Annotated in this window: 17 protein-coding genes, 2 tRNA genes and 2 pseudogenes; 17 read left to right on the forward strand and 4 right to left on the reverse strand. The window is 46.2% G+C overall.

What is annotated here, in order from left to right; all coding sequences use genetic code 11:
• The first annotated feature begins 8 nt into the window (after positions 1-8).
• Positions 9-563, forward strand: coding sequence for an ATP-binding protein (locus U868_RS0116450; RefSeq protein ID WP_025154245.1), 555 nt, complete (start codon positions 9-11; stop codon positions 561-563).
• A gap of 36 nt (positions 564-599) precedes the next feature.
• Here the strand turns inward: U868_RS0116450 and U868_RS0116455 are convergent.
• Together U868_RS0116455 and U868_RS0116460 are read right to left on the reverse strand one after the other, a co-directional pair.
• Positions 600-674 (reverse strand) — tRNA-Gly (locus U868_RS0116455).
• Between the two features lie 2 nt (positions 675-676).
• Positions 677-752 (reverse strand) — tRNA-Lys (locus U868_RS0116460).
• Positions 753-811: 59 nt separating this feature from the next.
• On the opposite strand from U868_RS0116460, the gene U868_RS0116465 reads away from it, so the two are divergent.
• The 3 genes from U868_RS0116465 to U868_RS0116475 are packed head-to-tail and all read left to right on the forward strand — an operon-like array spanning position 812 to position 1,855.
• Positions 812-1,255, forward strand: coding sequence for a recombination protein NinB (locus U868_RS0116465; RefSeq protein WP_025154246.1), 444 nt, complete (start codon positions 812-814; stop codon positions 1,253-1,255).
• Between the two features lie 10 nt (positions 1,256-1,265).
• Positions 1,266-1,463, forward strand: coding sequence for a hypothetical protein (locus U868_RS0116470; RefSeq protein ID WP_025154247.1), 198 nt, complete (start codon positions 1,266-1,268; stop codon positions 1,461-1,463).
• On the forward strand, positions 1,460-1,855 hold the full coding sequence (locus U868_RS0116475; RefSeq protein ID WP_025154248.1) for a hypothetical protein: 396 nt from the start codon (positions 1,460-1,462) through the stop codon (positions 1,853-1,855). Before U868_RS0116470 ends, U868_RS0116475 begins: the two co-directional genes overlap by 4 nt.
• A gap of 27 nt (positions 1,856-1,882) precedes the next feature.
• Here the strand turns inward: U868_RS0116475 and U868_RS0116480 are convergent, their stop codons facing one another.
• Entirely contained in the window at positions 1,883-2,326 is a 444-nt protein-coding gene (locus U868_RS0116480; protein WP_025154249.1) for a universal stress protein, read from the reverse strand.
• Positions 2,327-2,435: 109 nt separating this feature from the next.
• Between U868_RS0116480 and U868_RS0116485 the strand changes: the two genes are divergently transcribed.
• The 9 genes and pseudogenes from U868_RS0116485 to U868_RS24155 all read left to right on the forward strand — a co-directional run bounded on the left by U868_RS0116485 (position 2,436) and on the right by U868_RS24155 (position 7,840).
• Positions 2,436-3,035 carry a recombination protein NinG gene (locus U868_RS0116485; protein WP_025154250.1) on the forward strand — a complete coding sequence of 200 codons (600 nt, stop codon included), beginning with the start codon at positions 2,436-2,438 and terminating at the stop codon, positions 3,033-3,035.
• Positions 3,020-3,223: a hypothetical protein gene (locus U868_RS23710; RefSeq protein ID WP_025154251.1), complete on the forward strand. Its 204-nt coding sequence runs from the start codon at positions 3,020-3,022 to the stop codon at positions 3,221-3,223. Before U868_RS0116485 ends, U868_RS23710 begins: the two co-directional genes overlap by 16 nt.
• Positions 3,220-3,723, forward strand: coding sequence for an antiterminator Q family protein (locus U868_RS0116495; RefSeq protein ID WP_025154252.1), 504 nt, complete (start codon positions 3,220-3,222; stop codon positions 3,721-3,723). Before U868_RS23710 ends, U868_RS0116495 begins: the two co-directional genes overlap by 4 nt.
• Before the next feature lie 589 nt (positions 3,724-4,312).
• Positions 4,313-4,621, forward strand: a complete 309-nt coding sequence (locus U868_RS0116500) for a phage holin family protein (protein WP_015422877.1) — start codon at positions 4,313-4,315, stop codon at positions 4,619-4,621.
• Entirely contained in the window at positions 4,618-5,034 is a 417-nt protein-coding gene (locus U868_RS0116505; protein ID WP_025154253.1) for a structural protein, read from the forward strand. Before U868_RS0116500 ends, U868_RS0116505 begins: the two co-directional genes overlap by 4 nt.
• Entirely contained in the window at positions 5,031-5,465 is a 435-nt protein-coding gene (locus tag U868_RS25100; RefSeq protein WP_029991241.1) for a lysis protein, read from the forward strand. The genes U868_RS0116505 and U868_RS25100 overlap by 4 nt, the downstream gene beginning before the upstream one ends.
• A 134-nt stretch (positions 5,466-5,599) precedes the next feature.
• Positions 5,600-6,526, forward strand: coding sequence for a hypothetical protein (locus U868_RS0116515; protein ID WP_025154255.1), 927 nt, complete (start codon positions 5,600-5,602; stop codon positions 6,524-6,526).
• Between the two features lie 342 nt (positions 6,527-6,868).
• A pseudogene (locus U868_RS26360) lies at positions 6,869-7,102 on the forward strand (DUF2829 domain-containing protein).
• 444 nt (positions 7,103-7,546) lie between these two features.
• Entirely contained in the window at positions 7,547-7,840 is a 294-nt protein-coding gene (locus U868_RS24155; protein ID WP_071997722.1) for a helix-turn-helix domain-containing protein, read from the forward strand.
• Between the two features lie 221 nt (positions 7,841-8,061).
• Here the strand turns inward: U868_RS24155 and U868_RS0116530 are convergent, their stop codons facing one another.
• Positions 8,062-9,222, reverse strand: a complete 1,161-nt coding sequence (locus U868_RS0116530) for a FliC/FljB family flagellin (RefSeq protein ID WP_025154257.1) — start codon at positions 9,220-9,222, stop codon at positions 8,062-8,064.
• Positions 9,223-9,792: 570 nt separating this feature from the next.
• On the opposite strand from U868_RS0116530, the pseudogene U868_RS25570 reads away from it, so the two are divergent.
• The 4 genes and pseudogenes from U868_RS25570 to U868_RS0116550 all read left to right on the forward strand — a co-directional run.
• Positions 9,793-9,996 (forward strand): annotated as a pseudogene (locus U868_RS25570) (terminase small subunit); the annotation flags it as partial.
• Between the two features lie 493 nt (positions 9,997-10,489).
• The gene (locus tag U868_RS0116540; protein WP_025154259.1) at positions 10,490-11,782 is read left to right on the forward strand and encodes a terminase large subunit domain-containing protein; all 1,293 of its coding nucleotides are present in this window, start codon (positions 10,490-10,492) and stop codon (positions 11,780-11,782) included.
• An 11-nt stretch (positions 11,783-11,793) separates the two neighbouring features.
• Positions 11,794-13,230, forward strand: a complete 1,437-nt coding sequence (locus tag U868_RS0116545; RefSeq protein WP_025154260.1) for an anti-CBASS protein Acb1 family protein — start codon at positions 11,794-11,796, stop codon at positions 13,228-13,230.
• A complete protein-coding gene (locus U868_RS0116550; RefSeq protein ID WP_071997723.1) occupies positions 13,184-14,182 on the forward strand; it encodes a phage minor head protein in 999 nt (332 codons plus the stop codon). The genes U868_RS0116545 and U868_RS0116550 overlap by 47 nt, the downstream gene beginning before the upstream one ends.
• Positions 14,183-14,359 lie beyond the last annotated feature (177 nt).

Raw genomic sequence — 14,359 nt, forward strand, 5'->3', positions numbered from 1 at the left:
AATTTTAGTTGACCACTACAAGTCCGTTACACCAGGAATGCACGTTCGATAACTATCTGGCGACAACGCCGGAGCAGCAGCGGGCTCTCAGTAAATCACAGCAGTACGCAGCTGAGTTCGGTAAATCATTTGGCGGATTTATTTTCAGCGGTAATCCCGGCACCGGTAAAAACCATCTGGCGGCGGCTATCGGCAACCAGATAATCCGGAACGGGAAAAGCATTCTGATCGCCACTCTGCCAGACCTGATGATGCGTGTCCGTGAGACATACCAGAAAGGGGCAAAAACTACTGAGTCGCAGCTGATCAGCGACCTGTGCGAAGTGGATTTACTGGTGCTGGATGATGTTGGCGTGCAACGCAATAACCTGAACGAAGAACTTATTATTTTTCAGGTGGTAGATCGCCGGTCATCGAACAAGAAGCCGGTAGGTGTGCTGACCAATCTCAATTTTGACGAACTGGCAAAAGCATTGGGTGATCGGGTTATTGACCGCCTGAGAATGGGATCGCCGACCGTTATCAATTTTACATGGGAAAGCTTCCGCAGGCAGGTTAAGTAGCGTCATAACCCAGGACAGAAGACTTTTTGAAATGATTGGAGCGGCCAGCGGGAATCGAACCCGCATCATCAGCTTGGAAGGCTGAGGTAATAGCCATTATACGATGACCGCAATGGTGGGTCGTGGGAGGCTCGAACTCCCGACCAATTGATTAAGAGTCAACTGCTCTACCGGCTGAGCTAACGACCCGAAGAAATTAAAATACACCCGTAAGAAACTAACGGCAACCGATAACCTCAGGAGGCTGAATGCAAAAACAGACATTCCTTCTCAGGAATATACAGATACTCAGAAATCTCAAGGCAGAGCTTGACAATCTCCCGCTTAACGAAGAATTCCCCCTAGAAGTAAAAATATCCGATCCGAAGCGAACCCTTCCCCAAAATGACATGTTTCATGCGCTGTGCGGCAACGTAGCAGAGCAGGGCATTGTATGGGCTGGCAATACGTGGGGATTGCAGGACTGGAAATGTATTTTCGTATCCGGACATGCAAAGGCGACAGGCCGTGACGGGACGCTTATTCCGGGACTTGAGGGAGAGATTGTACCGCTGGCAAGAGAAAGTACCGCAAACATGAGTAAGAAGCGCATGACAAGCTTAATAGAGTATTCGCAGGCGTGGGCTATAGGCGAGGGGGTAAAACCCCGCACAACGCGATACAGCTTCAATCATTACGGGTATCAGGAATAGGGCAGGACGCATGAAAGAACCTCACATACACCAGCGTATCACCAATGACGAAGCCGATAATCTCTGCACTCACTATAGGCGCAAGGGGTATAACCCGGTGAAGTCACTGAATATCGATCCTCAGTATTTTGACGTTACCGTGTATCTGCCGGTAGTCAAATATCTGAAACCAACACCACGAGCAATGGTTAATAGGATGTGGCGATGAACAGCGAAAAATACAAATTGTACGTAGAGATCATCAAACGGTGCCGTGATTGCACCGAGTTCACCAACAAAACAGTGTCAGCAGCCATCGGCGTTGATACCAGGGCAACATCTATCTACATGCGTGAGATGGAAAGTATCGGATGCGTAAAAACAGTGGGGCGCTGGGTTATCCGTGGCTATCTGAGTCCGGTGTACCAATTTGACGATAACGCCGTTACCAGGCTGAGAAATCACTTCCTGACGGAGGCCATGTCTGAAGCGGCGATGAATATTATCGCATCTGAAAAAATACCAGCACCAAAAATCAGAAAGCATCCGTTCGAAGATGGTTTTGGCCGGTCGCTCATAACCAGAATTGACGCAATGCTGCGGGAGGTGCGCTGTTTATAAAGACAGTTTCCCGCAGCGTAACATGCGTTATCTTACTATAAATACGGATGTTTTTGCGTAATGTGCTAACGATGAAGCAGTTGAACCAAGGATATGTGTTTTAAAGCTTGGATTGCGGGAGCCAATAATAATAAGGTCAGCTTTAATCTGTTGAGATACGTCGATTATGATGTCGGCAGCACTACCAATCTTAACGAGCAGTGATACCTGGCTATCGGGGATGCCGAATTTACTTACAACTTCTTTTAGTTCTTTTTCAATGGCTTTGGACGTTTCATCTTCGAATTTTGTATCTTCAGTGATCATCGGGTATCCAACACCATACTCATTATATTTTTCGGCGGGGGAAATGACCGTCAAGAAATAAAAATGTGTATTTTTATTTACTGAGAATTCATTGATTTCAGAAATGACCTTGTCGGTCAAATAGTTATGATTTAGGTCTATAGGTACAAGAATAACTTTATGCATAACCAACTCCTTTATGAAGAATTAACATCTCATCATTAATAGTAGAACACTTTATCGCCGTTAATCGAAGTTTTTTATAATCATACATTTATCGAACTGAAGGAGGAGTATGATGAAGTGGCCAAGGCGAAAGTGCCTGATATGCCGGGCATGGTTTCACCCGAAGTTCAGTAACGAATGGTGGTGTTGCCCGGAACATGGTGCTGAGTTAGCAATAAAGCGACGAAGCAGGGAAAGGGAAAAGGTCGAGGCCAAATTAAGAAAGGAGCAGCAGCAAAAAGAACGTGAAGCAAAAGATAAACTAAAAATCCGCAAGTTAGCAGTAAAACCCACCTCATATTTCGCAAAACAAGCACAGACCGCATTCAACGCATACATCCGGGAAAGGGATAAAGACCTGCCGTGTATCAGTTGTGGTCGTCACCACACAGGTCAATATCACGCCGGGCACTATCGAACCACCGGAGCCAATCCGGAACTGCGGTTTGATGAGGATAACGTCCATAAGCAATGCGCCCCATGTAATAACCATCTATCGGGAAACATCGAAAATTATACGCCGCAGCTGATTGAGAAAATCGGTCAGGAACGCTTCGACCGTCTGATGGGTGTTCATGAATTGCCGAAGTGGAAACGGGAGGACTACGAGCGGATTCGGGATGAGTACCGGCGAAAACTGAAGGAGCTGAAATCATGTTCACAGACATAGCGGCAGCAATCGAAGAAGCCAGGTGGCTCAGGCGTGAAACAAAGTATCACCACGTAGTCACACAGAAAAGAGACGGATATCTCAAGGTTCGACAGGAAGTCGGCGAAAGCAGGAAGTTGCTACTGAGGAAGGTGTACAGCACCCGGTACGACTGCCACAAACACACTGTTTTGCCGGAGGTAAGATGAGCTATATCGGAGAAAAGGAACTCACCAAAGAGCAGTATGACTGGCTTAACCAGTGGCTTGAGTTGTGGGGGGCGTGGGTATATTCAGGCCGGATTGATATTCGCATGATCAACATGATTTATAAGTTCATGCAGACTGCCGAGCCGGATAAAAACCCAACAAGACCAATGTGCAATGACGATGACGGAATGTTGATTTCTCAGGTCGTAGATTCAGTTATCGCCACTGACACACAGGCTTACGGAATACTGCTCAGTTACTATGCTCACGGCTCATCCAAGCTGTCGATTGCATCTTACTATCACGGCGTTGCAAAACCACGCAAAATGAACACGCGCTCAGGAGGGAAAATAAAGGTTCCATCTATGCGGACATGTCGCCGTGAGGTTGACGAAAAACTCAAGGCGGCTCAATGGTTGCTATACGAACCTCTGCGAAATGCAATGAACAGTCGTAAACGTGTAGCTAAGGTGCGTAAAATCACTGAATTTTGCTATTGACAGCAATGACCAAATGGACAATACTTATCAGGTAAGTTGCTCTACATGACTCTTAAGTCGCTTAACCTGAATTATAAGCCTCGCCAAATGCGGGGCTTTTTAGAATGCAGAGCGAGGAAGTAAGTAAACGGCGCACACCGGCGGGAAACCGGCCTTGTGTCGAAGCATGCATAACAGCCCTCTCCGGAGGGCTTTTTCATATCTGCAACTTGTAAGGGTTACTTACAGGTTCAACTTTCCGGAATAACCGGATAGCTCGAATCAGCTGTCAACTGAGAGTTGGCTACTCACATATTCGGTTATTCCGGACAACTCAAATATCAGGTACAAAAAAAGCCGGTCACAAGCACAGCTCGACCGGCGTTAAACTTTGTGTATATCCTGATTGGCGCATTTAATTCCGCCAGAAACAATATTATAGAGTATCTTCAGGATATTAAATAACAAATTATAATAAATATATTCAAATATATATTTATGCTGATTTTTCCCATATACGCCGCCACAGAATCCTGAACAAACAAACGTAATCAGCGCAGAGATACTGTGCGCGGCACCCTATTAACTAAATCCTCCGGAAGGGGGCGGTATGGCAAAGATGGATGACAAAGACCTGAAAGTCACCGGTACAGCATGGGGTGTCATATTTGCCATATCCCTTTACGGTGGCTTAGCCCGGTACATTATTGACAATAAACGCAACGGCTACCGCTGGAGCTGGCTGGGGGCAATCATGCAGATGATGGTTTCTGGGTTCTCCGGCCTGATGGGTGGGCTGCTTTCTGTGGAACTCAACGCTTCGTTTTATTACACGGTATTTGCTGCCGGTATGTGTGGCGCTATGGGTTCTTTTGCACTGGACTTCTTTTGGTCAAAATTCTCAGGCGGTAAAAAATGAGCAAACCAGCACGCGGCGAACGCAACAATAACCCGGGTAATATCGACTACAACCCGCGCAATTCATGGCAGGGACAGTTGCCATATGATCCGGCAATAGAATCCCGCTTCTGCCGGTTTCAGTCTCCTGAGTATGGCATCCGGGCAATCTATAAATTGCTTCAGACGTATCAGACAATACACGGTCTGAACTCAGTTAAAGCCATTATCAAAAAATATGCGCCAAATAATGAAAACAACACGGTTGGCTATATCAAACGTGCAGCTGCGGATATCGGCGTTGGTATTAATGACCACCTGAACACCAAAGACAAAAAGACCGGCATTGCGCTGGCTACTGCGATTGTCGGCGTTGAGTTGGGTTATCAGCCGTATTCACCGGATGTGTTCGAGAGAGCCTGGGGGCTGCTGTGAAACTCAGTGAGTGGGCGGTGGTCGCTGCAGTGGTCATTATTAGCTGGCAGGCAATCCGGATTGATAAGCTGAGAGGTGAACGCAATTCACTGACCAGTCAGCTATCTGAACAAGTCGCCATCAACAAAGACTACAAATCCCGCATTCAGTCACTTCACGAACTCGACACCATGTACACGCAGGAGTTAACCAATGCCAAAACTGAAATTGATAACCTGCGTGATGCTGTTAAGTCTGGCACTAAGCGCGTGTACATCAAAGCCGAGTGTCCAAAGGCCGGAGCCGATACCGCCGCCAGCATGGATGATGGCAGACCCGCCACCTTGGCGAGAGACGCTGAACCGGATTATTTTCATCTCCTTAAACAGCTTGAAACGCTCGAGAGACAATATCTTGGTTTAAGAGATTATGTTAAAAAAGAGTGTTACTAAGCATATATTTTAATTATTTTAGATATAAATCTATTAAATTCTTATTTTTAAGCAAATGCATTGATTTAAATTCATTTAACTGTATGTTTAACCAGTATAGTTGATTGGTTAATTAATAAAATAGAGAGGTGCTTATGGGACAGCTAGGTGTAGTTGAAGGTGGTATCGTTATTGGTGGAGAACACGGAGGTGGTGCTTTTAGCTTTGAGGAGGCAGGCCTTTCTGTTTGCGGTAAATCTTCATATGTCTCTTATTTGCACTCAGGAGAAAGAGCTCTTCTGAGCAGTGATTTTCCATTAAATGGATATCAAAGTTGGCCTGACTATCCAATGGATTTTAATAATGATTATCCGAATGAAGCGTTCAACTCAGTTGGTTATAATACTTTTATAACAACAGGGGAAGGTTCAGAGATACGTTCTTTTGTTTCTGAGGGAGACCGATTTTTCGGATTAGGGGAGAGTAACCATGTACGCGTTGGTTTAGGTACTTTCGTCCTTTTTGATGAAAGTAAAGGCCGTAAAGATTCAACGGCTGAATATGAGTTTGGTGTAACTGCGGTTATTGATGGTAATCGGAGCCGTATCTCAAACGAACTCATTGATGATAAGCGTGTAAAGGCCAAAGATTCGATTTTAGTTTCATTGGGAGAACAAAATAGCATTCAGACTGTTGGTGAGAATTGCGGGCTGGTTTCACTGGGGATGGGCTCTGACATTATTCTAAACGATTCTTACCGAAAAGAATCGTCAGAAAGCGTGAAATACCTTTTTTCAGCGGGCATGAATAGTGATATCAGTGGCTATGAGCAGGAACAAATCCTCCCATCAATGCCTATTTTCGTTGCGCAAAAAGCGAGGAAGGTTGATACCAATTCAGAGGTCGCTTTATTTGCTGAACAGAGCCCTGAATCATTCCGCGTAGGTAAGAATAGCGTAGTGGCTATTGGTTGGCACGATGGTTCTCGTCAACGCATTTCGGTATTTTATGAAGGTGAAGATATTCAGGCGGGTAAGTGCTACCGAATTAATGACACCGGTCAAGCAGTTGAAGTTAACTAGTTGATATATTCTTATTGATTACATAAGTCTCAAAATGTTGAGATTTTATATTATAGCCATTAGCTAATCACTGATGGCTTTTTTATGTGAGAAAGCAATACGGGAGATAGTAGCGGAGAGGATAAAAAAAGCCCCTTAAAATAAAAAGGGGCTAATAGCATATTCAAATAGTATTTAAGATTTAAACATTTTTTTTACAGTTTGAAATAACTGCCACTCCAGAATACTCGGATTTTAGGGAAATAACATTAGGTAAACTATCCAGGATAATACTTAGTCAAATAAGGAGGTAACTCCTCGCTAAATAGTGGGGCTTTTTTATATCCAAACAGAGAGGTTTGTATGAATTTCGGTCAAGCATTAGAAGCCAGCCACGCTGGCGCAAAGATTGATCGTGAAGGCTGGAGCGGTAAAGGTATGTTCCTGTTTGCCATTCAGAAAGGTCATTGAGACTTTGAAACAGACATTGATGGCGTAGATGGGTATGAGACGGTTGGGTTCATTTGCATGAAGATTGCTGACAACAAGTTGGTGCCGTGGCTTGAGTCTCAAACGGACATTTTATCCGATGATTAGCTGGCTGAACCGATAGCATAAAGCATGCAATTTGGATAAGCGATCAATACGAGAGATAGAAGCGAAGAGGGCAAAAAAATAGCCCCATAACCAAGGAAAGGGGCAAGAAAGATCGGAAGGGACAGCAAAATCACAAACTTAACATTATTATCAGTGAATTATACAGACTTAATATAAATAAAATTAAACAAAAACCAAACGAAAGATAAATAACAGCTCGCTAAACCGCATGGCTTTTAACAGGCAAAAAAAGCCCCGCAAGAGAGATATGGGGCGAATCGGGCAGTAAGTCATAATCACACAATTGAGTACTCGAGGTTTAGTGTAGTGACCTAAGTTAAACTAAAACTAAACAAGCGCTGTGTTTTGATGAGTTTTGGGTTATTTTGTTTGTCATGTCACACAATGTGAATTACTCTTTATTTGCGTTAATTAGGAGGCGTTGTGAAAGACATTAATCTTATTGTAGGTCAGAATATCCGTAGTTTAAGGTGCCGTAACGGTATGACCACAAGAAACTTAGCAGACCGGCTGGGAATATCCTCGCAACAGATATCAAGGTATGAGCGTGGAATAAATAAAATAGATGCCAGCACTGTGTTTAAGATAATAAATATATTTGATGTTCCTTATGAGAGTTTATTTCCAGAGCCAGCGGTAGAAGATTTTACTCAGAAAAAAGATTCCCTGATGTATATGGACCCGGGGATATTCCATAATGAGTATCAGTTTTATTAATTTGAAGAATACCTGGGCAAGTACGAAAGATTTATCCATGGTAACCCAGCACAAAGCCTGCTCACTGAGTGGGCTTTTTAATTGGATTATTAGCAATAAGTGAGATGGTCTATATCTTACTTGCGGGAAGCCATATGTGATCCAAGAACGTTGTTAACGTCTCTGACGTATGTAAAAAAGCCCGGCATATACGATGCTGGGCTTATTGATATCAGGACAGATTAACGCAGCAGAGTCAGAACGTTCTGCGGAACCTGGTTTGCCTGTGCCAGAACAGTGGTACCCGCTGACTGCAGGATGTTCGCACGGCTCATGTTAGATACTTCTACCGCGAAGTCTGCATCCAGGATACGGGCACGGGATTCAGACAGGTTGATAACGGTGTTATCCAGGTTGCTGATAACAGAGTTAAAGCGGTTCTGGGAAGCACCCAGACCTGAACGCATGGCATCAACCTGTGCTAATGCATCATCCATGGTCTGCAGGGTTTCCAGGCTTTTTGCAGCTGCCTGAGCTACCGAGTCAGCTTTAAAAGCAGCATCAGCTACTGCTGTAAAGGTGACTGAAGCAGGTGCTGCAGGAGTAATGTTACCTGCGCCATCATCAATTTCCGGAGTGGCAGCTTTAACGGCAGCGGTAGCAGCAGTCCAGTTACCATCTTTATCCAGGCCTAAGAACGCGGTATTGCCATCTTTATCAGAATAGGCAAACATCTTGCCAGCCTTGTCGGCATCAGCAAACAGCTCAGCCTTGAGATCAGCAACATCCGTTGTGCTTAAATTGTATTTTTCAGCACCTGGAGTTGCACTGGTAACCTGCATACCCTGAGTAACTTCAGTTGCAGCGACCATATCCATAATGCTGAAGCCTTCCAGGCCCAGTGTCGCGGTGTCGATCTTGCCTAAGTTGATATCGATAGTCTGACCATCGTTCGCACCAACCTGGATGCTCAGCGTCTGATCTTTGCTCAGCACTTTGATGCCGTTGAATTCAGTCTGCTGAGAAACACGGTTGATTTCAGCCAGACGCTGGTCGATTTCGTCCTGGATAGACTGACGGTCAGATTCGGAGTTAGTACCGTTTGCTGCCTGAACGCTCAGACGACGGATGTTCTGCAGGTTATCGTTGATTTCATTCAGTGCGCCTTCAGTCGTCTGCGCCAGGGAGATACCGTCGTTTGCGTTACGGGATGCCTGAGTCAGACCATTAATGTTAGCGGTGAAACGGTTACTGATCGCCTGACCTGCAGCATCGTCTTTTGCGCTGTTGATACGCAGACCGGAAGAAAGACGTTCGATAGCAGTACCCAGAGCAGCCTGTGATTTGTTCAGGTTATTCTGAGCCACCAGGCTCATGGCGTTGGTATTAATAATCTGTGGCATATTAAGTCCTTTGATATATATGAATGTATGAATGAATAAGCACTCATATAAACTATCGGTATGACGAAAAAAAACTAAAGGGATAGCCTTAAATTAATTACAGTGAATTTAAGGGGCATCATAACAAGATAGGGTGCTTTGGAATCACAGGAATTTACAATAAGCGTGAATAAATGAAGGAAGTAACGATTCCCTTCTAACCGTCCCTGGTTAGAGGGGCTGTAACGCATAGTACTATACATACCACAGACTACTACTTTAAAGTAAAGTTACGCGAATGCCAAGTAACTAAAACTATATATAAAATAGCGATGCTGCGTTTGTCGATGTAAACCACAATTTCAAGTCCTTCCGGGAGTATCAAAAACATTTGACATATTTTGTTTCATTTTTGTGTGCATACAAAATAAAGACGGCACGGCATGGAGTAGTTTGATAACAACGAAAGATCGGCTCATTACGAACAGACTTATCTGCATTGTTGGTACGGACAGCTCATAAATATATTGTACCGGGTGAACCAGTGACATCAGATATATTCCAGTGATTGAGAAACAGTAAGGAACAATTATGGCAGGATCAAACTGGAGCGAGCTACAAAAACAGTTCCTGTCTGACCATGCCGCTACAGGGATATCACCGAAAGAGTGGTGTGAGTCTCAGGAGTTGAATTACGCAACCGCTCGCAGGCATATCAAAAAACCAACTGCGCAGAAAGGTGCGCAAAGTGCGCAAACCGAAACCCGACCAGTGCGCAATGCGCAAAAGCGCAAAGTAACAAATTATCCTCCGTTTGCACCAGGTAACAGAGCCGCAGTTAAACACTCTGGGTATTCAAAGTACATGCCTGACTCTGACGAGTTATTTGAGGATGCCGCCGGACTGGATTTAATTCAGGAGTTGCTTTTTATCCGTGCGAGGACGCTTTCAGTAACAAAGGTTCTTGGCAAATTGCGAACTGACTTTGAGTCGGCGGAAGAGGCCGAAGTGCGCAGCGAAATAGCGCGGCAACTGGTTAATACGGAGCAGGCATTAGACCGGAATATTGCCCGGATAGAGTCGCTGGAACGAACTATATCAACGCTTGGCCTGGATAAAGAAAGCCTGCTTAAAATTATCGCGGATACTAAATACCGCAAAGCGGCAACGAACAAAATTAATCTTGAATCAGACAAGCTCGGCCGAGAACTGGCGGAGGATGATGAGAACGATACACCGACACCGGTAGCAATAAACATCAATGTGATAGATGCGAGGGTCAGAGAAGATGATAGCGCCGACCCTTAATATCCCTCAGTCGCGATTTCTGGCTATGCCGAATAAATTCAGGGCATATGTTGCCGGATTCGGCTCCGGTAAGACGTGGGTAGGGTGCGGCGGTATCTGTAAGGGGATGTGGGAGCATCCGAGAATTAACCAGGGGTACTTTGCGCCAACCTATCCGCAGATCAGAGACATTTTTTATCCCACTGTCGAAGAGGTCGCTTTCGATTGGGGCCTGAAAGTAAAGGTGAACGAAGGCAACAAAGAGGTTCATTTTTACGAAGGCAAGCGGTATCGCGGCACAACAATCTGCCGGTCGATGGAGAAGCCAGAGACAATCGTCGGATTCAAGATTGGTAACGCGCTGATTGATGAGCTTGATGTCATGAAGGCTGATAAGGCGCAAAAAGCATGGCGTAAAATTATTGCCCGTATGCGCTACAAAGTTGATGGACTGCGCAACGGAATTGATGTCACCACCACGCCGGAAGGATTTAAGTTCGTTTATCAGCAGTTCGTGAAGGCTGTACGCGATAAACCTGAGTTGACAACACTGTACGGTCTGGTGCAGGCGTCAACGTTCGACAATGAAAAGAATCTGCCAGCGGATTACATCCCGTCTCTGATGGACTCTTACCCCCCTGAGCTAATCAAAGCATATCTGCGCGGACAATTCACAAACCTGACCAGTGGCACCATCTATCACACCTTTGACCGCAGGCTGAATAACAGCGAGGAAGAAGAGCAACCAGGTGAACCACTGTATATCGGAATGGACTTTAACGTCGGCAAAATGGCTGGCGTGGTTCATGTGCTGCGCCTTGGATTGCCTCACGCAGTAACAGAAATCATCAACGCCTACGACACGCCGGATATGATCCGCATTATCAAAGAGCGGTTCTGGCTGTATGCCGATGGTGATTATCAAAAGGCGCGTGAAATTTACATCTACCCTGATGCGTCCGGGGAATCCAGAAAATCAAATAACGCCAGCGCAACAGACTTGGCACAGCTTCGGCAAGCCGGATTTAACGTGGTCGTCAATGCGTCAAACCCACCGGTTAAAGACAGAATTAACTCAATGAATGCCATGTTCTGTAATGCAAACGGTGACCGGCGGTACAAGGTGAATGTTAAGCGCTGCCCTGTCTACACGGAGTCGCTTGAGCAGCAGGTATGGGCTCCGAATGGAGAGCCAGATAAATCGGCTGATAACGATCACCCTAACGATGCAGGTGGTTATTACATCGTGAAGCAGTTCCCGATCATTAAGCGCCCGGCGCAATTCTATTTCTAAGAGGAATTTCAGTGACAACAAAAAATGAAGGGCTGGAATTGCTCGTGAACAGTGTCGCCAATATGGCGGTGCAACGGGCTTTGTATGCATCAGGCGGCATTTCCAGCAACACGAAAAGAACGACGCTCTATCAGGAGTTCGGATATCCGGCTGAATTGTCATTCACTGATTACTACAATGCCTATGAACGTAACGCGGTTGCACATGCTGCCGTCCATCGTTTGTTGGATGACTGCTGGCAGGATAATCCGACTATCATTGATGGTGATGAATCGAAAGAAAACAAGGAAACAACACCGTGGGAATCCTCGGTTACCAAGTTACTGAAAAGATTCTGGCCGAGAATTAAGGATGCAGACCGTCGCAATATGGTCGGTCACTACTCGGCATTGGTTATCCAGTTAAAAGACGGTGCCGACTGGAGTGAGCCGGTAGATATCGCCGGGGTTAAGCGGCTGGGTGAAAAAGCTCTGGTTAACCTGATACCGTTATGGGAGCCGCAGTTAAAAGTAACTGAATGGGAAACGGATATCTCATCTGAGAACTACGGTAATCCGAAGTATTACGATTTTGATGAGCGACCTGTCGGGCTCCAGATTCACGGCCCGATAAAGCAAAAGAAAATACATCCAGACCGGGTGATCATTCTGTGCGAGGGCGCAGATGATGATTACATGTTTTCTGGCATCCCGCTATTGAAAGCCGGATTCAACAAACTACTGGATATCGAAAAGATTTCCGGTGGCAGCGCTGAGGGATTCCTGAAAAACGCCAGCCGTCAGATTGCTGTTGAGTTCGATGCTACTACCGATATGAGCAACATTGCGCAAGCAGCAAAGGAGGCGGGATATGACGACATTGGCGCAGCGATGGCTGATAAAGTCGATAAACTCAATCGTGGTACAGATTCAGCAGCGGTAATGCAGGCCGGACGCATGAATGTACTCTCTGTTGCTGCCGCTGATCCTAATCCATCATGGGAGGTGGCAGTTCGTGAATTTCTAACCACAATACGCATCCCTTTTTCTGAGTTTCTCGGGACACAAACCGGCGTACTGGCCGGGGATAAAGATGGTGCGGCATATGGTAAGCGTCTGAATGGTCGCCGCTGGGGATTTCAGACAAAGTATGTCACTGAAATCATCGGTCGCCTGTGTGCTCTTGGCGTTATCTCGCAACCAGAGTCAGGTGATATCACTCTGGCATGGTCTGACATGCTGGCTCCGAGTGAAGCTGACAAAATCGATAACATGATCAAGATGGCAGATGCTGCGTGGAAATCACAACAGGCATTCGGTATGGCGATATTTACCCCGAATGAAATCCGCGCAGTTGGTGAACTTGAGCCAATCGAAGAGGATGCACCACCGGAAACAGGCCCCAAAGGAGACCCGTTAACTGATGATAAAGAACCAGAAAACAGGGTCGCCGATCATACCGAGGAATAAGGCGGATCCTACACAGTCAGGAAGGCCTGTCAGAAAGATGTACCGCGACATTGAAAACCGGTACCACGGACTGAAAAAAGCACTCCGCCAGCTGTTCGACCTGTCACTCACCGGCAAAGAACGAAATCAGAACTCACTCTACAGCTACATCCTCGCTAAAAACGCACAGAACGAACCAGATTCGCTTATCAGGGCTAACACTGGTGTTTATTCGTATGACCTCGCTGAGCGGCCTGACGAGTACGCACGGTTCCTTGAACGGCTGCAATCTATTCTGGATGAGTACCTGCTTGATGGCGGAAGTGAAAATCTGTGGGCGTTCGGCCATGTCGCGGCGGAGTATGATCGCGGCACACTGAATGCGTATACCAATCTGTCACTACAGTCAGAGGCGTATGCATCACAGACCACGCTCACTTATCTGATGTCGCAACCGGCATACCAAAACCAGATAGCCGCAGCGTTCATCTCAACGTTCAGCGACTGGAAAGGCATTTCTGATGCTGCCCGCGCTGACCTGTCGAACATCATCGGCACATCGATAGCCAGAGGTGTTAATCCGAGAGAAACAGCCAGAATCGTTAGTCAGCGGCTGGATGTCTCAATGAGCAATGCAAAGCGCATAGCTCAGACAGAGCAGGTAGGCGCGTTACGCCGTGCAAACTGGAACGAAACCACATGGGCGAGTGAGCGGCTCGGGCTGCGCACCGGTCTGCTGTGGTTATCTGCACTAAAACCGACGACACGCAGTTGGCATGCGGCACGACACGGCAAAGTGTTCACTGTCGAGGAAGTTGAGTCGTTCTACGCTGACGGCGGCAACCGGTTTAACTGCTACTGCGCGACACAGCCGGTATTACTGAATGACGACGGGACGATTTACAACAAAGGCATTACTGACCAGCTGACAGCAGAGCGGAAAGCCTGGTCGGACGATGAGGAGGATAACTGATGGCGAAGTTAATCAATAAGCCCATTGTTAATGGGCTGACGCCGGTTAGCCATAACGGACAGATTGTTGCGTGTACCGCTGACGGGCGAGTGGTTGGCGGATTAATTAGCTGCAGCGTTGATAGCTGTAATCGCGAGTTGGTCACAATGACAATCACTGTGTAGTGGTCAACTAAAA

Origin of the sequence: Morganella morganii H1r (assembly GCF_000633515.1) — a bacterium.
Taxonomy (GTDB): Bacteria; Pseudomonadota; Gammaproteobacteria; order Enterobacterales; family Enterobacteriaceae; genus Morganella; species Morganella morganii_B.

What these genes read in the sequence shown, in the direction of transcription:
- U868_RS0116465 (WP_025154246.1), top strand. Translation starts at nt 812, where the DNA reads ATGCAAAAACAGACATTCCTTCTCAGGAATATACAGATACTCAGAAAT.
- U868_RS0116470 (WP_025154247.1), top strand. Translation starts at nt 1,266, where the DNA reads ATGAAAGAACCTCACATACACCAGCGTATCACCAATGACGAAGCCGAT.
- U868_RS0116475 (WP_025154248.1), top strand. Translation starts at nt 1,460, where the DNA reads ATGAACAGCGAAAAATACAAATTGTACGTAGAGATCATCAAACGGTGC.
- U868_RS0116480 (WP_025154249.1), bottom strand. Translation starts at nt 2,326, where the DNA reads ATGCATAAAGTTATTCTTGTACCTATAGACCTAAATCATAACTATTTG.
- U868_RS0116485 (WP_025154250.1), top strand. Translation starts at nt 2,436, where the DNA reads ATGATGAAGTGGCCAAGGCGAAAGTGCCTGATATGCCGGGCATGGTTT.
- U868_RS23710 (WP_025154251.1), top strand. Translation starts at nt 3,020, where the DNA reads ATGTTCACAGACATAGCGGCAGCAATCGAAGAAGCCAGGTGGCTCAGG.
- U868_RS0116495 (WP_025154252.1), top strand. Translation starts at nt 3,220, where the DNA reads ATGAGCTATATCGGAGAAAAGGAACTCACCAAAGAGCAGTATGACTGG.
- U868_RS0116500 (WP_015422877.1), top strand. Translation starts at nt 4,313, where the DNA reads ATGGCAAAGATGGATGACAAAGACCTGAAAGTCACCGGTACAGCATGG.
- U868_RS0116505 (WP_025154253.1), top strand. Translation starts at nt 4,618, where the DNA reads ATGAGCAAACCAGCACGCGGCGAACGCAACAATAACCCGGGTAATATC.
- U868_RS0116515 (WP_025154255.1), top strand. Translation starts at nt 5,600, where the DNA reads ATGGGACAGCTAGGTGTAGTTGAAGGTGGTATCGTTATTGGTGGAGAA.
- U868_RS0116530 (WP_025154257.1), bottom strand. Translation starts at nt 9,222, where the DNA reads ATGCCACAGATTATTAATACCAACGCCATGAGCCTGGTGGCTCAGAAT.
- U868_RS0116540 (WP_025154259.1), top strand. Translation starts at nt 10,490, where the DNA reads ATGATAGCGCCGACCCTTAATATCCCTCAGTCGCGATTTCTGGCTATG.
- U868_RS0116550 (WP_071997723.1), top strand. Translation starts at nt 13,184, where the DNA reads ATGATAAAGAACCAGAAAACAGGGTCGCCGATCATACCGAGGAATAAG.